The sequence below is a fragment of the Streptomyces sp. MAR4 CNX-425 genome (assembly GCF_048656465.1).
Classification (GTDB): domain Bacteria; phylum Actinomycetota; class Actinomycetes; order Streptomycetales; family Streptomycetaceae; genus Streptomyces.
The window spans coordinates 107,143-130,558 of record NZ_JBMDLF010000006.1 but is presented as its reverse complement, the minus strand read 5'-3'; the positions used below and the strand labels follow the sequence as shown (position 1 = coordinate 130,558).

At 74.6% G+C, this 23,416-nt stretch carries 20 protein-coding genes; 12 read left to right on the top strand and 8 right to left on the bottom strand.

All coding sequences use genetic code 11. The features are described from left to right. The first annotated feature begins 166 nt into the window (after positions 1–166). From ACHZ99_RS18535 to ACHZ99_RS18525, 3 genes are read left to right on the top strand one after another with little or no spacing between them, the layout of a single operon-like run. Entirely contained in the window at positions 167–2,410 is a 2,244-nt protein-coding gene (locus tag ACHZ99_RS18535; RefSeq protein ID WP_420305742.1) for an MMPL family transporter, read from the top strand. 7 nt (positions 2,411–2,417) lie between these two features. Continuing rightward, the gene (locus tag ACHZ99_RS18530; RefSeq protein WP_420305741.1) at positions 2,418–3,707 is read left to right on the top strand and encodes a sensor histidine kinase; all 1,290 of its coding nucleotides are present in this window, start codon (positions 2,418–2,420) and stop codon (positions 3,705–3,707) included. Beyond that, positions 3,704–4,402, top strand: a complete 699-nt coding sequence (locus ACHZ99_RS18525) for a response regulator (RefSeq protein WP_420305740.1) — start codon at positions 3,704–3,706, stop codon at positions 4,400–4,402. Before ACHZ99_RS18530 ends, ACHZ99_RS18525 begins: the two co-directional genes overlap by 4 nt. A gap of 1 nt (position 4,403) precedes the next feature. On the opposite strand, the gene ACHZ99_RS18520 is transcribed toward ACHZ99_RS18525, so the two are convergent. The 3 genes from ACHZ99_RS18520 to ACHZ99_RS18510 all read right to left on the bottom strand — a co-directional run bounded on the left by ACHZ99_RS18520 (position 4,404) and on the right by ACHZ99_RS18510 (position 7,341). Further along, positions 4,404–5,243 carry a TIGR02452 family protein gene (locus ACHZ99_RS18520; RefSeq protein WP_420305739.1) on the bottom strand — a complete coding sequence of 280 codons (840 nt, stop codon included), beginning with the start codon at positions 5,241–5,243 and terminating at the stop codon, positions 4,404–4,406. A gap of 77 nt (positions 5,244–5,320) precedes the next feature. After that, positions 5,321–6,028 (bottom strand): lysophospholipid acyltransferase family protein, encoded by a 708-nt coding sequence (locus tag ACHZ99_RS18515; protein WP_420305738.1) that lies wholly within the window; start codon positions 6,026–6,028, stop codon positions 5,321–5,323. Between the two features lie 86 nt (positions 6,029–6,114). Beyond that, on the bottom strand, positions 6,115–7,341 hold the full coding sequence (locus tag ACHZ99_RS18510) for an acyl-CoA dehydrogenase family protein (RefSeq protein WP_420305737.1): 1,227 nt from the start codon (positions 7,339–7,341) through the stop codon (positions 6,115–6,117). Positions 7,342–7,496: 155 nt separating this feature from the next. Between ACHZ99_RS18510 and ACHZ99_RS18505 the strand changes: the two genes are divergently transcribed. From ACHZ99_RS18505 to ACHZ99_RS18485, 5 genes are all read left to right on the top strand, one after another. Continuing rightward, positions 7,497–8,171, top strand: coding sequence for a TetR family transcriptional regulator (locus ACHZ99_RS18505; protein ID WP_420305736.1), 675 nt, complete (start codon positions 7,497–7,499; stop codon positions 8,169–8,171). 160 nt (positions 8,172–8,331) lie between these two features. Continuing rightward, positions 8,332–9,570 (top strand): MurT ligase domain-containing protein, encoded by a 1,239-nt coding sequence (locus ACHZ99_RS18500; protein WP_420305735.1) that lies wholly within the window; start codon positions 8,332–8,334, stop codon positions 9,568–9,570. A gap of 28 nt (positions 9,571–9,598) precedes the next feature. Continuing rightward, positions 9,599–10,327: a type 1 glutamine amidotransferase gene (locus tag ACHZ99_RS18495; protein WP_420305734.1), complete on the top strand. Its 729-nt coding sequence runs from the start codon at positions 9,599–9,601 to the stop codon at positions 10,325–10,327. A 111-nt stretch (positions 10,328–10,438) separates the two neighbouring features. After that, a complete protein-coding gene (locus tag ACHZ99_RS18490) occupies positions 10,439–11,374 on the top strand; it encodes a cytochrome c oxidase assembly protein (RefSeq protein ID WP_420305733.1) in 936 nt (311 codons plus the stop codon). Positions 11,375–11,494: 120 nt separating this feature from the next. Continuing rightward, positions 11,495–11,665, top strand: coding sequence for a hypothetical protein (locus ACHZ99_RS18485; RefSeq protein ID WP_420305732.1), 171 nt, complete (start codon positions 11,495–11,497; stop codon positions 11,663–11,665). Positions 11,666–11,706: 41 nt separating this feature from the next. Here the strand turns inward: ACHZ99_RS18485 and ACHZ99_RS18480 are convergent, their stop codons facing one another. Beyond that, positions 11,707–11,889 carry a hypothetical protein gene (locus ACHZ99_RS18480; RefSeq protein WP_420305731.1) on the bottom strand — a complete coding sequence of 61 codons (183 nt, stop codon included), beginning with the start codon at positions 11,887–11,889 and terminating at the stop codon, positions 11,707–11,709. 257 nt (positions 11,890–12,146) lie between these two features. On the opposite strand from ACHZ99_RS18480, the gene ACHZ99_RS18475 reads away from it, so the two are divergent. Next, on the top strand, positions 12,147–13,016 hold the full coding sequence (locus ACHZ99_RS18475) for a hypothetical protein (protein ID WP_420305730.1): 870 nt from the start codon (positions 12,147–12,149) through the stop codon (positions 13,014–13,016). Between the two features lie 57 nt (positions 13,017–13,073). Here the strand turns inward: ACHZ99_RS18475 and ACHZ99_RS18470 are convergent, their stop codons facing one another. Further along, positions 13,074–14,135 (bottom strand): LacI family DNA-binding transcriptional regulator, encoded by a 1,062-nt coding sequence (locus ACHZ99_RS18470; RefSeq protein WP_420305729.1) that lies wholly within the window; start codon positions 14,133–14,135, stop codon positions 13,074–13,076. A 132-nt stretch (positions 14,136–14,267) separates the two neighbouring features. On the opposite strand from ACHZ99_RS18470, the gene ACHZ99_RS18465 reads away from it, so the two are divergent. Next, positions 14,268–17,498 carry a glycosyl hydrolase 115 family protein gene (locus ACHZ99_RS18465; RefSeq protein WP_420305728.1) on the top strand — a complete coding sequence of 1,077 codons (3,231 nt, stop codon included), beginning with the start codon at positions 14,268–14,270 and terminating at the stop codon, positions 17,496–17,498. 13 nt (positions 17,499–17,511) lie between these two features. Here the strand turns inward: ACHZ99_RS18465 and ACHZ99_RS18460 are convergent, their stop codons facing one another. Further along, complete coding sequence (locus ACHZ99_RS18460; RefSeq protein WP_420305727.1) at positions 17,512–18,234, bottom strand: response regulator; 723 nt, start codon at positions 18,232–18,234, stop codon at positions 17,512–17,514. Between the two features lie 362 nt (positions 18,235–18,596). Between ACHZ99_RS18460 and ACHZ99_RS18455 the strand changes: the two genes are divergently transcribed. Then, positions 18,597–19,163 carry a snapalysin family zinc-dependent metalloprotease gene (locus tag ACHZ99_RS18455; RefSeq protein ID WP_420305726.1) on the top strand — a complete coding sequence of 189 codons (567 nt, stop codon included), beginning with the start codon at positions 18,597–18,599 and terminating at the stop codon, positions 19,161–19,163. Between the two features lie 219 nt (positions 19,164–19,382). On the opposite strand, the gene ACHZ99_RS18450 is transcribed toward ACHZ99_RS18455, so the two are convergent. Then, positions 19,383–20,396 carry a glycoside hydrolase family 64 protein gene (locus ACHZ99_RS18450; RefSeq protein WP_420305725.1) on the bottom strand — a complete coding sequence of 338 codons (1,014 nt, stop codon included), beginning with the start codon at positions 20,394–20,396 and terminating at the stop codon, positions 19,383–19,385. A 262-nt stretch (positions 20,397–20,658) separates the two neighbouring features. On the opposite strand from ACHZ99_RS18450, the gene ACHZ99_RS18445 reads away from it, so the two are divergent. Continuing rightward, entirely contained in the window at positions 20,659–21,939 is a 1,281-nt protein-coding gene (locus tag ACHZ99_RS18445; protein WP_420305724.1) for a ricin-type beta-trefoil lectin domain protein, read from the top strand. 129 nt (positions 21,940–22,068) lie between these two features. Here the strand turns inward: ACHZ99_RS18445 and ACHZ99_RS18440 are convergent, their stop codons facing one another. Beyond that, entirely contained in the window at positions 22,069–23,403 is a 1,335-nt protein-coding gene (locus ACHZ99_RS18440) for an ATP-grasp domain-containing protein (RefSeq protein ID WP_420305723.1), read from the bottom strand. Positions 23,404–23,416 lie beyond the last annotated feature (13 nt).

The window sequence follows — 23,416 nt, the reverse complement described above, 5'->3', positions numbered from 1 at the left end:
GGCGGTGTGGTGCGTACGCACCAGAACCCGCCGGCGCCTGGTCCGGGCGCACCAGGCGAAGACGGCCACGGCAGACGATGTCCGGCGAGGCACCGGGCGGGAGTGTGGAGAGCGCGCGGAACTCCGCGCGCCCTCCCCTCCTAGCGGTGTCTGGAGTGATCTCGAAGTGGCCACATTGCTCTACCGGATCGGACGGTGGTCCTTCCGGCGGCGCAGGCTCGTCGTGCGCCTGTGGCTGGGCGCGCTGCTGCTGGCGATCGCCGGCGCCGCCCTCGCCCCGGCCGGCGAGGAGGAAGACCTCTCCATGCCGGGCACCGAGTCGCAGCAGGCGTTCGACCTGCTGGACGAGCGCTTCCCCGGCGGCAACTCCCAGGGCGCCGAGGCCCGCCTCGTCTTCCAGGCCCCGGACGGGCAGCGGGTGACGGCCGGGGAGCACCGGGCGGCCGTCGAGGACGCGCTCGGCTCGCTGGCCGGCGGCGAGCAGGTCGACTCGACCACCGACCCGTACGAGACCGGCGCCGTCAGCGAGGACGGCACCATCGCCTACTCCACGGTCACGTACGACGCCTCGGCCGTCGACCTGACCGGGGAGACGAAGAGCGCCCTTGAGGACGCCGCCGGCCAGGCCAGGGACGCGGGGCTGACCGTGGAGACCGGCGGCTCCGCGCTGGACTCCGAGGAGGAGCCGGGCGGCACCACGGAGATCGTCGGCGTGGCGGTGGCCGCGGTGGTGCTGGTCCTCGCCCTCGGCTCGCTGGTCGCGGCCGGGCTGTCCCTGCTGACCGCCTTCGCCGGGGTGGCCGTCGCCTTCGGCCTGGTCTCCGCGCTGGCCGTGCCGCTCGGACTGACGTCCACCGTCGCCATCCTGGCGCTGATGCTGGGGCTGGCCGTCGGCATCGACTACGCGCTGTTCATCACCTCCCGCTTCCGCGACGAACTCGCCCGCGGCGGCGACGCGGAGGACGCCGCCGGCCGGGCGGTCGGCACGGCCGGGTCCGCCGTCGTCTTCGCCGGTGCGACCGTCTTCATCGCCCTGGTCGGGCTGGGGGTCGTCGGCATCCCCGAGCTGACGAAGATGGGCATGGGCGGTGCGGGCGCCGTGGCCCTCGCCGTGCTCGTCGCGCTGACCCTGGTCCCCGCGCTCTTCGGCTACTTCGGCCGGCGGGTCCTGTCCCGCCGCGTCCGCAGGGCCGCCCGGTTGGGCGGGGAGCGCCCGCACGCGCTGCCCGAGGCGGCCGGCCGCCAGGGGCTCGGCGCCCGCTGGGCACGGTTCGTCCTGCGCCGGCCGGTGGCCGTGCTGCTGACCGCCGGACTCGGGCTGGGCGCCGTCGCCGTGCCGGCCCTGAGCCTCGAACTCGGGCTGCCCGGGGACGAGTCCAAGTCGACCGAGACCACCCAGCGCCGCGCCTACGACCTGCTGTCGGAGGGCTTCGGCCCCGGCTTCAACGGCCCGCTGACCGTGGTCGTGGACAACGCGGGGTCCGGTGCCACCGAGGACACGGCGGACCTGGTGGTCACGACCGTACGGGAGCTGGACGGGGTCGCCTCCGTCGGCGATCCGCAGTTCGACGAGGCCGGGGACACCGCCGTCCTCACCGCGGTCCCGGAGACCGCGCCGAACAGCGCCGACACCAAGGACCTGGTGAACGCCATCCGGGACGCCGGCGACGGCATCGAGGCCGACACCGGCGCCGACGTCCTGGTGACCGGCACCACCGCGATGAACATCGACATCTCCGAAGCGATGTCCGACGCCCTCCTCCCGTATCTGACCGTGGTCATCGGCCTGGCGGTGCTGCTGCTGACCGTGGTGTTCCGCTCGGTCCTGGTACCGCTCAAGGCCGCGCTCGGCTTCCTGCTGTCGGTGGGCGCCGCCTTCGGCGTGCTCGTCGCCGTCTTCCAGTGGGGCTGGGCGGCCGGTCCGCTCGGCATCGAGCAGACCGGACCGGTCATGTCGCTGATGCCGATCCTCATCATCGGCATCGTGTTCGGCCTCGCCATGGACTACGAGGTCTTCCTCCTCACCCGCATGAGGGAGGCGTACGCCCACGGCGCGCCCCCCGGCGAGGCCGTCGTCCAGGGGTTCCGGCACAGCGGGCGGGTGGTGGCCGCGGCGGCGATCATCATGATCAGCGTGTTCGCCGGATTCGTCGGGATGAACAGCCCCACCATTCAGACGATGGGCGTCGGCCTGGCCGCCGCGGTCCTCTTCGACGCCTTCGTGGTCCGGATGGCGATCGTGCCAGCGGTCCTGGCGCTGCTCGGCCGCCGGGCCTGGTGGCTGCCTCGTATCCTGAACCGTGTGCTACCGAACGTGGACATCGAGGGCGAGGCGCTGAGCCGGCGGGTCCCGCCCCCCGCGCCCGCCCCGGACGCGGCGGTGCCCCGGTTCCCCGCCGGCCGGCAGTGAGTCGGGCATGACGGACCCGGCCGCCGCCTCCGCGCCACCACGCCGCGCGCGGTGGCGGGAGGCGGCGGTGCTGGCGACCGCGTTCGCGCTCTGCCTCCTCGGCGGCGTGGTGCAGGTCGACGACACGCTGTCACCGCCGCCCGCCGCCGCCTACGTCATCGCCGTGGCGTCCTGTGCCGTGCTGCCCGTACGGCACCGGGCGCCGTCGGCCGCCCTCGCAGCCACCACCGCGGCCGGCCTGCTGGTGCCGCCGCTGGGCCTGCTGCTCAGCCCGCCCATCATGGCCCCCGCCGTGATCGCCGCGTACGCCTACGCCCGCCACGCGCCCGGTGAACGGCGCGCGGCGGGCGCCGTGGCGCTCGCCTCCGCGGCGCTGCTGCTCGCCGCTACCCCCTGGGCCGAGGACCTGTCCTGGCAGGACGCCAGCCGCATGGGCTCGGTGGCCGCGTTCCCGATGGTGGCGGGGGTGCTCGGGCGTTCGGCGCACAACCGGCGGGCCTATCTGGCGGCCGTCGAGGAGCGCGCCCGGCGGGCGGAGAAGAGCCGGGAGAGCGAGGCCCGCCGCCGGGTGGAGGAGGAGCGGCTGCGCATCGCCCGGGAGCTGCACGACCTGGTGGCCCACCAGATCACCCTGGCCCACGCGCAGGCCACGGTCGCCGTCCACCTCTTCGACACCCGCCCGGAGCAGACCCGTACGAGCCTGACGGAACTCGTCCAGACGACGAGCGACGCGCTCGACGACCTGCGGGCCACGGTGGGGCTGCTGCGCCGGTCCGAGGACACCGCCGAGCCCGCGGAACCGGCCCCCGGGCTGTCCCGGCTCCCCACCCTGCTGGAGTCCTTCGGCCGGGCGGGCCTTCAGGTGTCCCTCGAACAACGGGGTCCGGCCAGGCCGCTGCCGCCGGGGGTGGACCTCACCGCGTACCGCATCGTCCAGGAGGCCCTGACCAACGTGACCAAGCACGCCGGCACCCGCACCGCCCGGGTGCGCCTCGACTGGCGCCGCGACCGCGTGACCCTCACCGTCGCCGACGACGGCGGCGACGCCGCTACGCCGCCGGCCGCGGCCGGCGCGTCGGACCGGGCGCCCGGATACGGACTGATCGGGATGCGCGAACGGGCCACCGCGGTCGGCGGACAGCTCACCGCGGGCCGGCGGCCCGGGGGCGGGTTCCTCGTCTCCACCCAGCTGCCGCTGCCGCCTGCCAGGGACACCGCGCGGGGGACCGGCCCGCCGGAGGCCGCCGGGGAAGCCGGCCGGGCGGCCGCCGGCGGACAGCCGGAGGACGCGCCGTGACGGCGCTGCGGGTGCTGCTCGCCGACGACCAGGCCCTGCTGCGCAGCGCCTTCCGGATGCTCCTCGACACCGCCGACGACATCACCGTGGTCGGCGAGGCCGCCGACGGCCGGGAGGCGGTCCGCCTCACCCGCGAACTGCGCCCGGACGTGGTGGTCATGGACATCCGCATGCCCGAGGTGGACGGGCTCACCGCCACCGCTCGGATCGCCGCGGACCCGGAGCTGCGGGGCAGCCGCATCCTGATCCTCACCACCTACGAGACCGACGAGTACGTCGCCCAGGCGCTGCGGGCCGGGGCCGGCGGCTTCATCGGCAAGGGCATCGGGGCCGAGGAACTCGTGGCCGCGGTCCGTACGATCGCCGACGGCGACACCCTGCTCTCGCCCGCCGCGACCCGCTCCCTCGTCGCCCGCTTCCTGGCCACTCCGGACGACGCCCCGCGGGCCCGCCCCGGACGGCTCGACGTCCTCACCCCGCGCGAACGGGAGATGGTCGCGCTGGTCGCGACCGGCCTGTCCAACCAGGAGATCGCCGAGCAGATGTACCTCAGCCCCTTCACCGTCCGCGCCCACGTGCAGCGCGCGATGACCAAGCTGGAGGCCCGCGACCGGGCGCAGCTCGTCGTCATCGCGTACCGCACGGGACTGGTGCGGGCGACCCCCGACGACGGCGGCGGCGACCGCCCGCCGTGAGTCACACCCCCGGGGCGAACGCCGCCTCGAACGCCGCCCGGTTCGCCGACCGCGGCTGCCGGTCCCACACGGCGAACACCAGCCGCGGAAATCGCCCCGCGAAGCGCCCGCCGGGCCCCAGGTGCGTACGGAACGCCGCCGCCACCTGCGCCGGGTCGTTGCGGAACACCCCGCAGCCCCACGCGCCGAGCACCAGTGCGGTCACCTCCGCGAGCGCCGCCACCTCCAGCACCCGCTCCGCGCGCCCGGCGAGGGTCCCGGGGATCCGGTCCACCGGCTCCGGCGTGCGCCGGGCGACGACGCCCGCGTTGGGGGCGGCGGAGGTGAGGAAGTCGGCCTCGTACGGCTCGTCGAGGAGCGCGCCGGCGTCGTCGCGGAAGACCGGGACGGCGGGGGAGTGGATGACGCGGTGGGTGTACAGGGGGCTGCGGTCGGCGCGGTGGGCGGCGTAGAACTCCGGGGCGCGGAGCAGCGCCGGGTAGAGGGCGGAGGCCCGGCACAGCTCCTCCTCCTGCGCGCGGGCGCCGTTGACATAGCCGCCGCCGGGGTTGCGGGCGGAGGAGAAGTTGAGCACGCCGACGCGCCGGGCCCCGCCCGCGGCCAGCCGCCGCGCGGCCGCGAGCGACGTCTCGGCGGTCACCTCGGCGGGCTCGGCGCGCGCCCCGTCCGCGGCGGCCCCGCCGGCGCCCGGGACCGGCCCCGGCCCGTACATCCGCGTGCCGTCCGCCGCCCGCGCCGCGGCCTCGCCGATGTCCACCCACCGGCCGGCGGGTGTCTCGTATCCGCCTTCGGCGAGGATCCGCTCGTTGTCCCGCGCCACCTGGCGCAACCGCGCGCTCATGGCAGGACGGTACGCAGCGGGGCCGGGCGGCGGCCACCGGGTTTCGGCGTGCCCGCCGGCCCGTCCGCCGGCGCGCCTCAGGCCGCGGCCGGCGGGTTCTTCTTCGCGGCCTCCTGCTCGGCCTTGACGTCCGGGGCGTACCGGTCGACGTACTCCTGACCGGACATGCCGAGGATCTCGTACATGATCTCGTCGGTGACGGCCCGCAGCACGGCCTTCTCGTCCTCCATGCCTGCGTACCGCGAGAACTCCAGCGGCTCGCCGAAGCGGATCGTCACCCGGCCGAGGCTGGGGATCTTCTGCCCGGGCGGCTGGACCTCGCGGGTGCCGACCATCGCGCACGGGATGACCGGCACCCCCGCCCGCAGCGCCATCGCCGCGACCCCGACCCGGCCCTTGTACAGCCGGCCGTCGTGCGAGCGGGTGCCCTCCGGGTAGATGCCCAGCAGCTCGCCCTTGGCCAGCACGCCGAGGCCCTCGTCGATGGCGGCCTGCGCGGCCCGGCGGCCCCGGCGGTCGACCGGGATCTGGCCGATGCTGTGGAAGAACCCCGCGGTCAGCCGCCCCTTGAGGCCGGGGCCGTTGAAGTACTCGGCCTTGGCGAGGAACGTGATGCGCCGCTTCAGCATCACGGGCATCAGGAAGTGGTCGGAGAACGACAGGTGGTTGCCCGCGACGATCGCCGCGCCTTCTTCCGGTATGTGCTCCAGGCCCTCGATACGCGGCCGGAACAGCAGCCGCAGCACGGGCCCGATGAACACGTACTTCAGCAGGTGGTAGATCAACGCGGCTCCGCCCCTTCCCCCGCTCGGTCGTCGTGCGCTGGCAGCGTAGCCGCGCCGCGCCCGCCGGGGGGAGGGTTCCGGCAGCGTCAGCGGATGGGGACCCCGGCCAGGGTACGGGCGATCACCAAGCGCTGGATCTCGCTGGTGCCCTCGAAGATCGTGTAGATCGCGGCGTCGCGGTGCATCCGCTCCACCGGGTACTCGCGGGTGAAGCCGTTGCCGCCGAGGATCTGCATCGCCCGCGCCGTGACGTCCTTGGCCACCTCGCCCGCGTACAGCTTCGACATGGAGCCCTCCGCGGAGGTGAACCCCTTGCCGGCGCTGGCCATCCAGGAGGCCCGCCAGACCAGTAGCCGGGCGGCGTCGATCTGGGTGCGCATGTCGGCGAGCTGGAAGGCGACGCCCTGGTTGTCGATGATCGGGCGGCCGAACTGGACCCGCGTCTTGGCGTACTCCAGCGCCGCCTCGTACGCCGCGCGCGCGATGCCCACCGCCTGCGCGCCCACCGCCGGGCGGGACGCCTCGAAGGTGGCCATCGCGGCGTTCTTGACCCGCTCGCCGCCCGACTTCGCCCGCTCGCGGGCGCGGGCCAGCCGCTCCTGGAGCTTCTCCCGGCCGCCGAGCAGGCAGGAGCCGGGCACGCGGACGTCCTCCAGCACCACCTCGGCGGTGTGCGAGGCACGGATGCCGTGCTTCTTGAACTTCTGGCCCTGCGACAGCCCCGGGGTGCCCGGCGGGACGATGAAGGAGGCGTGCCCCTTGGTGCCCAGCTCGGGGTCGACGACGGCGACGACGACGTGCACGGCGGCGATGCCGCCGTTGGTGGCCCAGGTCTTGGTCCCGTTGAGGACCCACTCGTCCTTCGCCTCGTCGTAGACGGCGCGGGTGCGCATCGCGGAGACGTCGGAGCCGGCGTCCGGCTCGGAGGAGCAGAAGGCGGCGAGCTGCACGTCGTCCACGTCCCCGTACATCTGCGGGATCCAGGTGCCGATCTGCTCCTCGGTGCCGTTGGCCAGCACGCCGACGGCGGCGAGCCCGGTGCCGACGATCGACAGGGCGATGCCCGCGTCGCCCCAGAACAGCTCCTCCATGACCATGGGGATGCTCAGCCCGGTGGGGTCGAAGTACTGCTGGGCGTAGAAGTCCAGCGAGTACAGGCCGATCTTGGCCGCCTCCTGGATCACCGGCCAGGGGGTCTCCTCGCGCTCGTCCCACTCGGCGGCGGCGGGGCGGATCACGTCGGCGGCGAAGCCGTGCACCCACTCCTGGACGGACTTCTGGTCCTCGTTGAGCTCGAACGTGAACTCAGACATTGCGCCTCCGCAGCCTTCGCATTCGTTACCGTCGGTAACGCAAGTCTGTTACCCGTGAGTAGACTCTGTCAACTCCCGTACGGTCTCCGGGGCTCGCGGCGGGGGTGCTAGGTTCGCAGGGCTTCGGGCAGTCGACCAGGCAGGGGAGCGGTTTCATGGACAACCGGCGCGGCGAGAGGGAGCAGGCGGCCGAGGACCGGCGCCGCGAACTGCTCGAAGCCGCGGACCGGGTCGTCCTGCGCGACGGGCCGGGCGCCTCCATGAACGCCATCGCCGCCGAGGCCGGCATCACCAAGCCGATCCTCTACCGCCACTTCGGCGACAAGGGCGGCCTCTACCGCGCGCTCGCCGTACGCCACACCGACGCCCTGCTGGCCGCCCTGCGCGCCGCGCTCGACGCCCCCACGGGCCGCCGCGAGCGGGTCGAGGCCACCCTGGACACGTACCTCTCCGCGATCGAGGCCCGCCCGCAGGTCTACCGGTTCCTCATGCACCCCGCCGACGGCGGCGCCGCGGACGCCGCGGAGGCGGCCGCGGCCGCCGAGGCCACCGAGCGGGACTTCGAGGTCGGCCGGCACTCCGCGCCGCTGCTCCGGCGCCTCGGCGAGGAGCTGGCCCAGGTCGTCGCCGACCGCATCGACTTCGGCCCGGGCGGCGCGGTGACCGCCCGCGCCTGGGGGCACGGCATCGTCGGCATGATGCACGCCGCGGGCGACTGGTGGCTGCGCGAACGGCCGTGCAGCCGCGCCGAGTTGGTGCAGAGCCTCGCCGATCTGCTCTGGGGCCGGCTCGCCGCCGCCGCGGACAAGGCCGGCGGCCCCGGGCTGTAGGACGTACGGGACCGGCCCCGGGCGCCGTGATGTGCCGCGGTTCGGGGCCCGGCGCGGATCTCGATAGGCTGGCCGCCGACGCGCCGCGCCGCAGGCCGGGCGGCGGACGACGGCGCACCGCGCGGAAGCGCGCACGGGCACGCGAGGAGGAGCTACGACGATGGCAGGCAACACCGAACCGCTGTCGCCACGGTCCAAGCTGGCCGTCACGGCGGGCAGGGCGGCGGCAGCGGTGTCCCGCGCCGCGGGCAAGGGCAGCGGCTCCGTGATCGGCGGCAAGGTCGCCCTCAGGCTCGACCCCGACCTGCTCGGCCGGCTCGCCACCCACCTCGACGTCGTCCTCGTCTCCGCCACCAACGGCAAGACGACCACCACCCGGCTGATCGCCGAGGCCCTGCGCGCCTCCGGCCCGGTCGTCTCCAACGCGCTCGGCGCCAACATGCCCGCCGGCATCACCTCGGCGCTCGCCGGCGGCTCCGACGCCCGCTACGGCGTCATCGAGGTCGACGAGAAGTACCTCGCCGGCGTCGCCCGCGACGTCACCCCCAAGGCCATCGCGCTGCTCAACCTCTCCCGCGACCAGCTCGACCGCGCCGCCGAGACCCGCATGCTCGCCGAGCGCTGGCGCGAGGGCCTCTCCGGCAACAAGGCCCTCATCGTCGCCAACGCCGACGACCCCCTCGTCGTCTGGGCCGCCTCCTCCAGCCAGAACGTCCTGTGGGTCGCGGCCGGCCAGGAGTGGAAGGACGACGCCTGGTCCTGCCCCTCCTGCGGCGGCGTGCTGCAGCGCCCCGGCGAGGACTGGCTCTGCGCCGAGTGCGGCTTCCGCCGCCCCGTGCCCGGCTGGGCCCTGTCCGGCGAGCACGTCCTCGACCCGCACGGCGCCGCCTGGCCCATCCGGCTCCAGCTCCCGGGCCGCGCCAACCGGGCCAACGCCACCACCGCCGCCGCCGTGGCCGCCGCCTTCGGTGTGCACCCGCAGACCGCGCTGGAGCGCATGTGGGAGGTCACGGCCGTGGCCGGGCGGTACGACACCGTGCAGTTCGGCGGCCGCGACCTGCGCCTGCTGCTGGCGAAGAACCCGGCCGGCTGGCTGGAGACGTTCTCCCTGATCGACCCCCCGCCCACCCCCGTGGTGCTCTCCGTCAACGCCCGCGGCGCCGACGGCACCGACACCTCCTGGCTGTGGGACGTCGACTACACCCGGCTGACCGGCCACCCGCTGTACGTCATCGGCGACCGCAAGCTGGACCTCGCCGTCCGGCTGGAGGTGGCGGACCAGAGCTTCCGCGTCTGCGAGCACATCGACGAGGCCGTCGCCGCCGCGCCGCCCGGCCGGATCGAGGTCATCGCCAACTACACCGCGTTCCAGGACCTGCGCCGCCGCGTCGGCAACTGACCCGTACGAGACGTAAAGGACCGCCCGCATGAACGACAACAGCCTGCGCCTCGTCTGGGTCTACCCCGATCTGCTGTCCACCTACGGCGACCAGGGCAACGCCCTCGTCGTCGAGCGCCGCGCCCGGCAGCGGGGCTACGACGTCGCCCGCGTCGACGTCCGCTCCGACCAGCCCGTGCCCGCCTCCGCCGACATCTACCTCATCGGCGGCGGCGAGGACCGCCCGCAGCGGCTCGCCGCCGAGCGGCTGCGCCGCGACGGCGGGCTGAACCGGGCCGCCGCCAACGGCGCGATCATCTTCTCCGTCTGCGCCGGCTACCAGATCCTCGGCCACGAGTTCATCAACGACCTCGACCGGCAGGAGCCGGGGCTCGGCCTGCTCGACGTCACCAGCGGCCGCGGGCAGCACGGCCGCTGCGTCGGCGACGTGCTCGGCGACATCGACCCGCAGCTCGGCCTGCCCCAGCTCACCGGGTTCGAGAACCACCAGGGCGTCACCCACCTGGGCCCCACCGCCAAGCCGCTCGCCCGGGTCCGCTTCGGCCACGGCAACGGCACCGGCGACGGCACCGAGGGCGCGTGGAACGGCAGCGTCTTCGGGACGTACATGCACGGCCCCGTCCTCGCCCGCAACCCGCAGATCGCCGACCTGCTGATCCGGCTGGCGCTGGAGTCCCCGGGGCTGCCGCAGGTCGACGACCGCTGGTACGAGGCCCTGCGCAACGAGCGCATCGCCGCCGCCAGCGCCGCCCGCTGAGACTCCGCCGCCCGGGGCGCCCGGCCGGGCCGGGGCACCCCGGCGAAACACCCGAAGGCGGCGGGTCTAGCCTCAAGTGAGGGCATCACCGGCACGAGGAGCAGCACCGACATGGATCACGGCGGGCACGGCGGCCACCTGGACCTTCCGCCGTTCACCCTGGCGCGCGGCCTGGAGTGGACCGGCGAGCCGGTCTTCCTCGCCGGCTCCCTCCTCGCCCTCGCCCTCTACGGCTACGGGGTCTTCCGGCTGCGCCGCCGCGGCGACGAGTGGCCGGTGGGGCGGACGGTCGCCTTCACCTTCGGCGTGCTGACGATCGTCCTGGTCATGTGCACGGGCCTGAACGACTACGGCATGGTCATGTTCAGCGTGCACATGGTGCAGCACATGGTGATCAGCATGCTGTCGCCGATCCTGCTGCTCCTCGGCGCCCCCGTGACGCTGCTGCTGCGGTCGCTGCCGACCGGCCGGGCCCGCTCCGCGGTGGTCTCGCTGCTGCACAGCCGCTACCTGTGGGTGATCACGCACCCGGTGTTCACGATCCCGCTGTTCATCGCGAGCCTGTACGCGCTGTACTTCACCCCGCTCTTCGACACCCTCATGGAGAGCAAGGCCGGGCACGTGGGCATGATGGTGCACTTCCTGGCCGTCGGCCTGGTCTTCTTCTGGCCGATCATGGGCGTCGACCCGGGCCCGAACCGGCCCACGCACGTGATGCGGATGCTGACCCTGTTCGCCGGCATGCCGTTCCACGCCTTCTTCGGCATCGCGCTGATGATGGGCAGCGAGCCCATGGTGGACGTCTACAGCGACCCGCCCGCCTCGCTCGGGATCGACGCGCTGGACGACCAGCAGGCCGCCGGCGGCATCGCCTGGGCGTTCAGCGAGATCCCCTCGGTGCTGGTCCTCGTCGCCCTGATCTACCAGTGGTACAACTCCGAGCAGCGCCAGGCCAGGCGCAGCGACCGCACCGCCGACCGCGACGGCGACCGGGAGCTGGCCGCGTACAACGCCTATCTGGCCTCGCTCCAGACCCGCGGGCAGTAGCCGCGCGGACGGCCCGCCGCTTCCTCGACTACCGCGTCCGGCTCCGGCGAGAGACCATGGCGGGGAGGTTGCGTGCGGCCGCGAGGGGACGGCCGGTGGCTGGCGGCTGCTGGAGGCGGCATGGAGAAGCCCGGTTCTGCGAAGGCCATGGTCGTGAGCACCGTGGCGGGTCTCGTGATCATCACGGCGTACACGGTGTCGGTGGGCAGCAGCGGATGGCTCTGGTTCGGCTGGGTCGTCCTGGGGCTGGCCGCCCTGGGCGTGGTGCTGACCGGCGGCTCGTGGCGCTAGGACGGCGCTAGGCGGCGCCGGCCCGGCGGCGGGTCGGCGGGTCAGCCGGGCAGCGGCGTCCCGCAGCGGGCGCACCGGACCGGGGGTGCGGTGTCGGCCAGCCGCCCGCACTCGGGGCAGACGCGTTCCAGCCAGCAGGCCGGTTCCCCGCCCTCGGGCCCGGCCGCGCCGGTGGCGGCGGGCTCGGGCACCGTCGCGGGCTCGTCGCCGTTCTCGTCCCCCATCGGCGTCCTCCTCCGGCTCGTACGGGATCACCTGCCCGGTCCCGCCTTCAGACTTTCACACTCTTCCCCGCGGTAGCGGCTGGAATTCGAGGCCGGTTCGACTTCAATTCGTTACGGTACCGTAATCTGAGTTGCGTGCGAGCGCATGCAGACAACTCGGGTTGCCGAACCCCGCCGTGCGGCGGCGGAGTTCGGCCGCGACCCGGTCCGCGTCGGGTGCACAGCCCGGCGCGACCGCGGGATGACAGGGGTGACGGATGGCGGCCGGCACAGCGACTCTGGAGCGACCCACCTCTTCGGCGCCCCCGGCCGTCCACCGGGCCCCCGCCCGCCTGGTCGAGCGCAGACCGGTCTGGTGGGCGGCCTGCCTGATCTGCGGCGGGCTCGTCGGGTTGCTCCTCGCGGCCGTGGGCACGCTGCGCGGCGCGCGGCCGTCGCGGCGCCGGGTGCTGGCCGTCGTCTGCGGCACGGTGGTGCAGGCGGTGCTCGCGGGCGCCTTCGCCGTCCTCGGCCCCGGCGGCCAGACGCGGCCGTGCGGCGCCCCCGGGGAGGGCGGCGGGCTGTGGCAGACGGCCCGTACGGTGGTCAACGCACCCGTCTCCGGCGCCGCGCTGCTGTACGCCGCGGGGGAGGGCGGCGAGATGTTCCACTGCGCGGCGAACGGCACCACGGCGGTCGTCCTCGACGACGGCTTCGCCCGCGCGGGCACGATGTACGGGACGGTGTTCCTCACCGACCAGCGCGCCGAGACCCAGTCGCCGCGGATGCGGCGGCTGTCCGAGCACGAGGCCCGCCACTCCGACCAGTGGGCGCTGGGCTCCCTGCTGGCGGGGCCCGCCGCGTTCCCCGCGCTGTACGCGGCGGACGAGATGTTCTTCCCGGGCGCGTACAACCACTTCGAGCAGGCGGCGGGCCTGGAGGACGGCGGCTACGACCCGCCGCCGGACAGCCCGCCGGCGGCGGGCCGGCTGGCGGTCCTGTCGGTCGGCCTGCTCGTCGGCTACACGCTCGCGGTGAGCCCCGGCCGCCGCAAACCGCCGCCCGAAGCCCGGCCGGGCCCGGTCCCGACGGAGCCGCGTGACCCCGCGGGGGAAGCGGGGGCCCCGGAGGTTCCGGCGCGGCGGTGACGGTGACGCGGGAGCGCCCCGGCGGCGAAAGTTTCGAAGCCGCGCGGGCCGGGAGTATCAGCGCTCGGGCGGCGGAGCCGTGCTGTTGCGGGTGACCAGGCTCGTCGCCAGCTCGACGCGGCGCGTCACCGGCTCGCGGCCGCGGCCGAGGTCGAGCACGAGCCGGGCGGCCGCCTCGGCCATCTCCGTCAGCGGCTGCCGCACGGTGGTCAGCGGCGGGCCGATCCAGCGGGCCACCGGCAGGTCGTCGAAGCCGACGACGCTGAGGTCGTCCGGGATGCGCAGGCCCAGCTCGCGGGCGGCCTCGTACATCCCGAGCGCCTGGAGGTCGTTGCCGGTGAACACCGCGGTGGGGCGGTCGGGCAGGGCGAGCAGCTCCCGCCCGGCGGCGTACCCCGCCTCGTGGTGGAAGTCGCCCTCCCGGATCAGCCCGGGGTCCACCGGCAGCCCCGCGACGCCCAGCGCGGCGCGGTAGCCGTCGATACGGGCCCGGCTGCACATCATCTCCGGCGGCCCGCCGACGACGGCGATCCGGCGGTGGCCGAGGCCGACGAGGTGGCGGGTGGCGGCCAGCCCGCCCTGCCAGTTGGTGGCGCCGATGGACGGGACGTCCTCGGCGAGGTGGCCGGCCGGGTCCAGCACCGCGAACGGGATGCCCCGCCCGGTGAGCTGGGCCCGCTGGCCGGCGGAGAGGTCCGACAGCACCAGGATGACGCCCGCCGGCCGGCGGGCCAGCACGTCCTCCACCCACGTCTGCCCCGGCGTCAGCCGGCCGGCGCTCTCGGAGAGCACCACGCCGAGCCGCTCGGCCCGGGCCACGTTCTCCACGCCGCGGATGACCTCCATCGCCCACGCGCTCTCCAGCTCGTGAAAGACGAGGTCGAGCAGCGGGGCCTGGCGCGCCCCGCCGCCGCGGCGCCGGTAGCCGTGCTCGCGCAGGAGGTCCTGGACCCGGGCGCGGGTGCCGGGGGAGACGTCGGAGCGGCCGTTGAGGACCTTCGAAACTGTCGACGCCGACACCCCGGCGGCCTCCGCGACGGCCGCCAGCGTGGCGGTGGCCTGCGGCTCCTCGCCGGCCGCCGGGGCCTCTCCGTCGAACTGGACTCCAGCACCACTCATGGCGCGATGGTAGCCCCGCCGCCCGCCGTTGCGCGATGTCTTGACCTTCCCCAACCGTCACCCTAGGTTGCGCAGAAATATTCGGAATGCTTTACGAAATATTGCCGTTCGCTCGGTGAGGGAAGGCCCGGCATGGAGAGCAACGACCCCCGGCACGACCCGTCCTCCGCGTCCGACCCCGCGTCCGGTCCCGCGCCCGACGACGGCCCCAGCCGGCGCCGGGTGCTCGGCGCCGGCCTGGGCCTCGGCGCGCTCTCCGCGACCGCCGCCGGCGGCGGCGTCCTCGCCCTGCCGGACCCGGCTGCCGCCGCGCCGCACCCCGACGCGCCGCGGCCGACCGACCCCGGCGCGTACATCGCCCACACCCCCGGCCGCGGCCGGTTCCCGCTGGTTGCCGGCGGCCGCGCCGCGCCGCTGGTGGCCGACGCCGGCGACTTCCCCGGCGTGCTGCGCGCCCTCGGCGACCTGCGTACGGACCTGGAGCGGGTGACGGGCGTACGCCCCGGGCTCACCCGCGGCCGCCCGCCCGCCGGGCGGCTCGCGGTGCTCGTCGGCACCATCGGCCGCAGCCCGCTGATCGACGGCCTCGTCGCCGCCGGCAAGCTGGACGTGACGGGGATCGAGGGCCGCTGGGAGACCTCCCTGCACCAGGTCGTCGACGACCCGCTGCCCGGCCTCGACCGGGCCTTCGTCATCGCCGGCAGCGACCAGCGCGGCACGATCTTCGGCATCTACGACGTCTCCCGCGGCATCGGCGTCTCCCCCTGGCACTTCTGGGCCGACGTCCCGCCCCGCCGCCACCGCGCGCTCTACGTGCTGCCCGGCCGCTTCTCGCAGGGCACGCCCGCGGTGAAGTACCGCGGCATCTTCATCAACGACGAGAACCCCGCCCTCGGCCGCTGGGCGCCCGGCTTCTTCGGGCCCGGCCACGCCGAGGGCCACCCCGGCGGCTTCAACAGCGCCTTCTTCGCCAAGGTCTTCGAGGCCATGCTGCGGCTGAAGGCCAACTACCTGTGGCCCGCCGTCTGGGGCCGCGCCTTCGCCGAGGACGACCCCGCCAACCACGCCACCGCCACCGAGTACGGCATCGTCATGGGCACCTCCCACGAGGCGCCCATGATGCGCGGCATCGAGGAGTGGAACCGGCACGCCGTCCCCGCCGAGCGCGACGAGGACGGGAACATCGTCACCGAGGGCCACGACCCGTACGGCGGCACGGGGGAGTGGAGCTTCGTCCGCAACGAGGACGCCATCCGCGCCTACTGGCGCGACGGCATCCGCCGGATGGCCGCCGACGGCTTCGAGGGCGTGGTCACCCTCGGGATGCGCGGCAACGGCGACACCTCGCTGCCGGACGGCGACGGCATCGAGCTGATGCGGCGCATCATCACCGCCGAGCGCGACATCCTCGCCGAGGAGCTGGGCGACGCGGCCGGGGTGCCGCAGGTGTGGACCATGTACAAGGAGGTCCAGCACTACTGGGACAGCGGAATGCGCGCGCCCGACGACGTCACCGTCGTCTTCACCGACGACAACTGGGGCAACCTGCGGCGCGTCCCCGACGCCTCGCTGCCGCCCCGCTCCGGCGGCTACGGGCTCTACTACCACTTCGACTACGTCGGCGGCGGCCGCAACTACAAGTGGGTCGACACCGCCAACCTGGCCAACACCTGGGAGCAGCTGCACCAGACGTACGCGTACGGCATCCGGCAGCTGTGGGTCGCCAACGTCGGCGACCTGAAGTCCAACGAGCTGCCCACCCAGTACTTCCTGGACTACGCCTGGGACCCCGACCGCTGGCCGGTGGAGAACCTGCCCGAGTGGGAACGCCGCTTCGCCGCCGAGAACTTCGGCCCCCGGCACGCCCACCGGATCGCCGAGGTCCTGCACAGGTACGGCCGCCTCCAGGCCCGCCGCAAGCCCGAGCTGCTCAACCGCCGCATCACCCTCGACCCGGCCCGGGACCCCGCCACCGACCCCGAGGCCGTCGTCTACGACGACGAGGCCACCCCCTTCAGCCGCGTCAACTATCACGAGCTGGACCGCGTCACCGACGAGTGGCAGGAGCTGGCGCGCACCGCGGACCGGATCGAGGCCCGGCTGGACCGGGCGGACCGGGCGGCGTACTTCCAGCTCGTCCGCTACGCGGTCCGCGGCACCGCGGTCGTCTACGCGCTGCGCCGCGCGGAGTTCACCAACCTCCTCTACGCCGCGCAGGGCCGCGCCGGCGCCAACCAGCTCGCCGCCGAGACCGACGCGCTGTTCGCCGAGGACCAGGCGCTCGCCGACTACTACAACCACACGCTCTCCGGCGGGAAGTGGAAGGGCTTCCAGACCCAGCCCAAGATCGGCTACGGCGACGTCGAGCGCTACGGCCCCAACGCCCCCTGGCAGCAGCCCGAGAAGAACAACGAGGCGCTGCCCGACGAGGTCTTCCCCGCCGTCCGCCGCATCGACCCCGCCCCCGGCGCGGTGCTCGGCGTCGCCGTGGAGGGCTCCGAGGAGTGGTGGCCGGACGCCGCCGGGCCCGCGGTGCTGCCGGCGGTCAGCCCGTACGACAGCGGCCCCGCCCCGTACATCGAGGTCTTCAACCGCGGCCGCAGCCCCTTCGGCTACGCCATCGAACCGGCCGTGCCCTGGCTGCGCGTGGACCGCCCGCGCGGCCGCGTCACCAACCAGGTCCGCGCCCGGCTGCGCGTCGACTTCGCCCGCGCGCCCCGGGGCACCACCACCGTGCCCGTCCTGGTCACCGGCGCCGGCCGCACCGTGGAGGTGCACGCCCGCGTCCACCGCCCCTCCGTGCGGCACTCCGCGCTCGCCGGCGCCGTCGAGGCCGGCGGCTGCGTCTCGGTCGAGGCGGACCGCCACAGCCGCGCCGTCGCCGCCGGCGGCGTCGCCTGGCGCCGCATCCCCGGCATCGGGCGCACCGGCGGCGGCATGGCGCCCGTCCCGGTCACGGCCGCCCCGGTGCCGGCCGGCGAGGGGCCGCGGCTGGAGTACACGATGACGCTGTTCACCACCGGCACGCTGCGCGTGGCCGCGTACCTCTCGCCGCGCAACAGCGTCCTCACCACCGACGGTCTGCGCTACGCCGTCGCCTTCGACGACGACGCCCCGCAGACCGTGAACGTCACCCGGGCCACGGGCGCCGACGACGGGCTGATGAACCGCCAGTGGGAGCGCAACACCTCCGACAACGCCGCCGTCACCGTGACCGGGCACCGCGTGACCCGGCCGGGCGTGCACGTGCTGAAGCTCTGGATGGTGGACCCGACGGTGGTGGTGCAGAAGCTCGTGGTCGACACCGGCGGCGTACGCCACAGCTACCTCGGTCCGCCGCCCAGCGTGTACGTGGGGCGCTGAGCCCCGGCGCCGGTCACGGCGCCTGCGGGGACCGGGGGGAGCCGGGGGTGACCAGGCCGGTCTCGTAGGCGGCGATGACCGCCTGGGCGCGGTCGCGGAGCCGGAGCTTGGCGAGGATACGGGCCACGTGCGTCTTCACCGTCGCCTCGCTGAGCCCGAACCGGGCGGCCAGCTCCGCGTTGCTGTGCCCGCGCGCCAGCGACTCCAGCACCTGAAGCTCGCGCGGCGTCAGCGCCGACAGGTCGCGGTGCAGCGTCACCGTCCGGTCGTCGCGGGCGGCGAAGCGCTCCACCAGGCGGCGGGTGATGGCCGGCGCGAGGAGCGCGTCGCCGGAGCGGACGAGGCGGACGGCTGCGGCCAGGTGCTCGGGCGTGACGTCCTTCAGCAGGAAGCCGCTGGCGCCGGCGGTCAGCGCCGCGTACACGTACTGGTCGAGGTCGTAGGTGGTGAGGATGATGACCCGCGGCGCGTCCGCGGGCCGGGTGTCCGCGCCGAGGATGCGGCGGGTGGCCTCCAGGCCGTCCGTGCCCGGCATGCGGATGTCCATCAGCACCACGTCCGGCAGCGCGCGGCGGACGGCGGCCACCGCCTCCTCGCCGTCGGTCGCCTCGCCGACGACCTCGATGCCGTCCGCGGCGAGGATCATCCGGAAGCCGGTGCGTACGAGCGCCTGGTCGTCCGCGATCACCACCCGGGGCGGCCGGTCGGCCCCGCCGGGTCCTGCCTGCGTGTCCACGTCCCCTCCACGGCCGTCCTCGCGGGGGCCGCGCGCCCCCGCCGCCCGCGGCCAGCGTACCGGTGCGGTCCGCCGAGACGTCCGGCGCCGCGGATCGGCCCGGAGGCGCAATTCGTCTCGACTTTCCGGCCCCACCGGAAGAACGGCCCGCGGCGCCCGGCCGGATTCCGCCCGTACGAAATCGGCCGGATACGCCGCTCCGCGGATATCGAAGGGCGGTGCCGAGATGCCGTAAGAAGGTGAAATCTACGGCCATTGCCGCCACTTGTGGGCTCCCGGCCGCCCTCCTACACTTCGGGCCGACCCTTACCGGGGTCTGCGCAGTAGTGCTCGATTCTCACACCAAGAGGAGGGCTCCCCGCATGCTGCGAAAGTTGGGTATCGGCATTATGGCCGCTGCCGCAATCGTCACCCTGTCCTCGGCCCCCGGGGCCACGGCCGCCCCCGCTCCGGCACCGGAGCGCGTGGCCGCCACCACGCTGTACTACGACGACAGCCAGGCCGGCGAATTCAAGGACGCCGTGGCCGCCGGCGCGGAACAGTGGAATTCCACCGTGGAGAACGTCACGCTGGTGCGGGCCCCGGCCGGCACCCGTGCCGAGATCCGGATCATTGCCGACGACGGCTGGCCCCGGGCCACCCTGGGCCCGGTCCGCCCCGGCGGCAGCGCCACGGTCTGGTTCGGCCGCCAGGCGGTCGTCCAGGGCTACGACACCACCCGCATCGCCGCGCACGAACTGGGCCACAGCCTCGGGCTGCCCGACATGAAGCCCGGGCCCTGCTCGTCGCTCATGTCCGGCTCCACCGGCGGTGTGAACTGCACCAACGCCACCCCGAACGCCACCGAGCAGGCACGGGTGGAGGCCAACTACGGCTTCGCCGCGAGCCGTATCCCGATGGACGGCCGGATCATCGTCGACGCACCCTGACGCGCAACGCCCCGGGGCCGGGAAGGCGACTGCCCGGCCCCGGGGCCACGGCACCCGGCGGGCGCGCGGTGGGTGAGGGCCGGATCCCGCGCACCTGCGTGCGCCCGGCGGACGGCACGAACATGCCGCCCGCCGTGCAGGACCGGCTGATCCGCGAGGCCGGCGCGCCGACCCCCGGCAACACCTTCGACGTGCGCACCGTCCCGGCGGCCAGCCGTACTACCAGCCGACGGCCACCACCATCCACTGCGGGTCCCGGACGGAGACGAAGGACGACCGCTCGGCGTAGTCGTCGTAGGGGAAGCCGTACGCCAGGTTGCCGATGGCGTGCTCGTGCCAGAACCGGGCGTAGTAGTTCGCCGGCGCCCGCTGGTAGAAGCGGCCCGGGTCGCCCCACTGGTCCCGCGGCAGCTCCGCGACGTGCCGGTTGAGCGCGGCGCAGCCGGCCGGGTCGCCCGCGAGCGGGCCGGAGCAGCCGAAGACCTCCTGGGTCGAGGCGTTCATCCCGACCGAGGCGGCGTAGCCGCTCATGTAGCCGGCGTGCTGCCCGCCCGGCTGGAAGTCCGGCACCCTGCCGGGGGAGGGGATGCGGTACGGCGCCTCCACCTCGGTCAGCGACGCGAACTCCGGGGGCATGGCGTCCGCGAACTTCTGCCACGTGGCCTCGCGGGACTCCTGGAACGTCGCGTAGTCCTCGCCGACCTGCCTGTCGGTGCCGTCGTGTCCGTGCACCCGCATGGCCAGCTTGAGCGCGAAGCCGTCGACGCGGGTGGTGTTCCCGTTGAAGACGTCCGGGCCGACCGTGAACTCGATGAAGTCGGAGTACCGGCTGTCGGGCGACCCGAGGTGGAAGTACATCCGGCCGGCGGAGTTGGCCGGCATGTCGAGGTACGGCTGCTCCGCGATGGAGCGGGTCCGGCCGTTGAAGGACCAGAAGACCTCGTCGTCGGGGTACTGGCCGTTGGTCCGGTTGACGATCTGAACGGTCAGCACGTTCTGCGCGGGCGGGATCCCTGCGGTGTCGCCCCAGAAGGCGTCCGGCGGCGGGTCGCCCGCCGCCACCGCCGCGGAAACGGGGCCCCCGGCGGGGGCGGCGCCGTGGGCCGTGGCGCCGGTCCGGTCGGCGGACGCGTAGGCGGTGAGCAGCAGCACGGCGACGGCGGCGGTCAGCAGGCTGCGGTAGCGCCTCAGCCGCGTGGGGTGCGTGGGGTGCGTGGGGTGCGCGGGGTACATGCGGTGCTCCTTCGCTGTGGGGGCGTACGCGGCCCGGAGGCGGGAGCTGTCCGGCGGGCCGGCAGTCGAGAGCGCTCTCAGAGCGTCGTGAGGCCCGGGTGCCTTGTCAAGGGGTACGGCCGTACGACCTCCGGGAGTTGAACGCCGCGAGTGTCCGCGGGACCCATTGACTGCATGACGTGAAGGGAGTTCACTCACTCGCGCAAAAGGTATGGACCAACGCTCCACGCTCGACCCCCTCCACACATCGAGGTGAGCTTCCATGTTCGTACGCAGACGCAGACGCCGGCTCCGCAAGGCCGTGCTCGTGGCCACCGCCGTCGCCGCCGTGCTCGCCGTCCCGCTGCCCGCCACCGCCGGCGCGGCGGCACCGGCCCCGGAGCCCGGCGGCGAGGCCGCCGCGCCCGCCGCCGTCACGTTCGAGGACAACTTCGACGGCCCGGCCGGCTCGGCGGTCGACGGCGGCAAGTGGCTGATCGAGACCGGCGACAACGTCAACAACCACGAACGGCAGTACTACACGGCGGGCAACGCCAACGCCGCGCTGGACGGCCAGGGCAACCTGGTCATCACCGCCCGGCGGGAGAACCCCGGCAACTACCAGTGCTGGTACGGCCGGTGCGAGTACACCTCCGCCCGGCTGAACACCTCCGGCCGCTTCACCACCACGTACGGCCACGTCGAGACCCGGATGAAGCTCCCGCGCGGGCAGGGCATGTGGCCGGCGTTCTGGATGCTCGGCAACGACATCGGCCAGGTGGGCTGGCCCGCCAGCGGCGAGATCGACGTCATGGAGAACGTCGGCTTCGAGCCCGGTACCGTCCACGGCACCCTGCACGGCCCGGGCTACTCCGGCTCCGGCGGCATCGGCGGCGGGTACACGCTGCCCGGCGGGCAGCAGTTCGCCGACGGCTTCCACACCTTCGCCGTCGACTGGTCGCCGAACGAGGTCACCTGGTCGGTCGACGGCAACGTCTACCAGCGCCGCACCCCCGCCGACCTCGGCGGCCGCGAGTGGGTCTTCGACAAGCCGTTCTTCCTCATTCTCAACCTCGCGGTCGGCGGCTACTGGCCGGGCGACCCCGACGGCAGCACCGTCTTCCCGCAGCAGCTCGTCGTCGACTACGTACGCGTCAGCACCGCGGACGGCGGCGGCGGAGACTCCGGTACGTTCACGGGCCTGGCCGGCAAGTGCCTCGACGTGGCCGGCGCCAACACGGCCAACGGCACCGCGGTCCAGCTCTACGACTGCAACGGCACCGCGGCGCAGCACTGGACCGTGGGCTCCGACGGCACGATCCGGGCCCTCGGCAAGTGCCTCGACGCGGCCGCCGCCGGCACCGCGAACGGCACCCGGGTGCAGCTGTGGGACTGCAACGGCACCAGCGCCCAGCGGTGGTCGTACAACTCCGCCACCCGCGACGTCGTCAACATCGCCGCGGACAAGTGCCTGGACGTGGTGGGCGGTTCCTCGGCGAACGGCACCGCGACCCAGCTGTGGACCTGCACCGGCGCCGCGAACCAGAAGTGGACGCTCAACTAGGGCCTGTCTTCAGGCTCGCGCCGTCCGCCCGCGGGGCGGGCGGCGCCGCGGGGTCGATCCCGGCGACGCAGCAAGCGTGCGTGCCGGGCTTCCCCCGTCGCCCGCGGCTCCGCCGTACGCGAGCTGTTCTCACGGCGCCCCGAGAACCGGCCGGCAGATCTCGTCGACCGACACGGCCAGCCGGGCGAGTTCGACGTGGTCCGCCGTACGCCCCTGGAGGTGCCCCACGCGCGCGCCCGCCCCGAACCGGGGTTCGGGCGCGCGCGCCGCGTCGGCGGGCAGGTCGGCGAGGTCGACGCCGGGCAGGTGGCGCAGGTGGTCGAGGCGGGCCGCCAGGGCCCGCACGTCGGTCAGGGGCGGGCCCCCGGGGCGGCGGGGCGGGCCGGCCGGGGTCAGCAGCGCGTACCGGTACGTGACCCCGTCGAACCGCGGCGGGTCGGGCACCGGCAGGCCCAGGGCCAGCCGCATCGCCGCCGCCACGGGGTCGAAGCCCGACCCGCGCCGTACGACGTCGCCGACGTGGCCGCCGAGGCGGCCGTCGACCCCGAGGAGCCGGGGGCCGTCCGCGGTGAGCTTCAGCTTCGTGTGGACGATCCCGTCGCTGATGCCGAGCGCCCCTATGGCCGCCTCCGCCAGGCTCTCGGCGCGCTCCGCCAGCGGCGGCGCGAGGGTGTGCGGCACGAACGACCCGCGCTGCCGCAACGGTTCGACGAGGGGAAACTTGCCGGTCACGCAGAGCTGCTGGCACTCCTCGCGGTGCACGGCGGTCTCGACGGAGACGTAGTCGCCCCACCGCGGCCCGGCCGCCGCCGGATCGCCCGGGAGCAGCGCCTCGACCAGCAGGCCCGCGTCGGGCGCCGCCGCCGACCACGCCGCGACGGCGGCGCGCGCGTCGGCGACGGAGTCCACGCGGCGTACGAGCCGGTGGGCGGGCCCGCGGCTCGGCTTGAGCACGGCGGGCAGGCCCACCGCGGCCAGTGCGGCGTCGACGTCCGCGGCGCCGGTCACCGGCGCGAACGGCAGGTCGTCCAGGCCCGCTTCGGCGAATGTCCGGCGCTGCTGCAGCCGGTCCACGAGCCTTGCGGTGACCGCGGGGGAGTGCCAGTACGGGAGGTCCAGCGCCGCCGCGATCGCGGCCGTGATCTCCATCCGGTGCGCGCTGAAGGTCAGCAGCCCGTCGGGGGCGAAGGCGGCGACCGCCGCCGCGGCGGCCGGCGCGGCGAGCCCGGTGATGTCGCAGAGGGCGAACCGCCGGGTGAGCACCGGCAGCAGCTCCCGCACGTGGTCCGAGGCCCGGTCCACGACGAGGAACAGGTCGACCCCGGAGTAGCGCGCGGCGGCCGCCACCTCCGGCGCGTCCGCCGACCCCGCGTCGTACAGGACGCCGACGGTACGCTCCCGGTCCCACGCGCCCGCGCCGTCGCCCGGCGCGCGCGGTAACGGCCGGGGCCCCCGCACGGTCACGTCGTCCCGTCCC

Excerpts from the sequence above, each read along its gene's own strand:
- ACHZ99_RS18530 (WP_420305741.1), top strand. The coding sequence starts at position 2,418 with ATGACGGACCCGGCCGCCGCCTCCGCGCCACCACGCCGCGCGCGGTGG.
- ACHZ99_RS18520 (WP_420305739.1), bottom strand. The coding sequence starts at position 5,243 with ATGAGCGCGCGGTTGCGCCAGGTGGCGCGGGACAACGAGCGGATCCTC.
- ACHZ99_RS18510 (WP_420305737.1), bottom strand. The coding sequence starts at position 7,341 with ATGTCTGAGTTCACGTTCGAGCTCAACGAGGACCAGAAGTCCGTCCAG.
- ACHZ99_RS18505 (WP_420305736.1), top strand. The coding sequence starts at position 7,497 with ATGGACAACCGGCGCGGCGAGAGGGAGCAGGCGGCCGAGGACCGGCGC.
- ACHZ99_RS18500 (WP_420305735.1), top strand. The coding sequence starts at position 8,332 with ATGGCAGGCAACACCGAACCGCTGTCGCCACGGTCCAAGCTGGCCGTC.
- ACHZ99_RS18495 (WP_420305734.1), top strand. The coding sequence starts at position 9,599 with ATGAACGACAACAGCCTGCGCCTCGTCTGGGTCTACCCCGATCTGCTG.
- ACHZ99_RS18490 (WP_420305733.1), top strand. The coding sequence starts at position 10,439 with ATGGATCACGGCGGGCACGGCGGCCACCTGGACCTTCCGCCGTTCACC.
- ACHZ99_RS18485 (WP_420305732.1), top strand. The coding sequence starts at position 11,495 with ATGGAGAAGCCCGGTTCTGCGAAGGCCATGGTCGTGAGCACCGTGGCG.
- ACHZ99_RS18480 (WP_420305731.1), bottom strand. The coding sequence starts at position 11,889 with ATGGGGGACGAGAACGGCGACGAGCCCGCGACGGTGCCCGAGCCCGCC.
- ACHZ99_RS18475 (WP_420305730.1), top strand. The coding sequence starts at position 12,147 with ATGGCGGCCGGCACAGCGACTCTGGAGCGACCCACCTCTTCGGCGCCC.
- ACHZ99_RS18470 (WP_420305729.1), bottom strand. The coding sequence starts at position 14,135 with ATGAGTGGTGCTGGAGTCCAGTTCGACGGAGAGGCCCCGGCGGCCGGC.
- ACHZ99_RS18465 (WP_420305728.1), top strand. The coding sequence starts at position 14,268 with ATGGAGAGCAACGACCCCCGGCACGACCCGTCCTCCGCGTCCGACCCC.
- ACHZ99_RS18455 (WP_420305726.1), top strand. The coding sequence starts at position 18,597 with ATGCTGCGAAAGTTGGGTATCGGCATTATGGCCGCTGCCGCAATCGTC.
- ACHZ99_RS18450 (WP_420305725.1), bottom strand. The coding sequence starts at position 20,396 with ATGTACCCCGCGCACCCCACGCACCCCACGCACCCCACGCGGCTGAGG.
- ACHZ99_RS18445 (WP_420305724.1), top strand. The coding sequence starts at position 20,659 with ATGTTCGTACGCAGACGCAGACGCCGGCTCCGCAAGGCCGTGCTCGTG.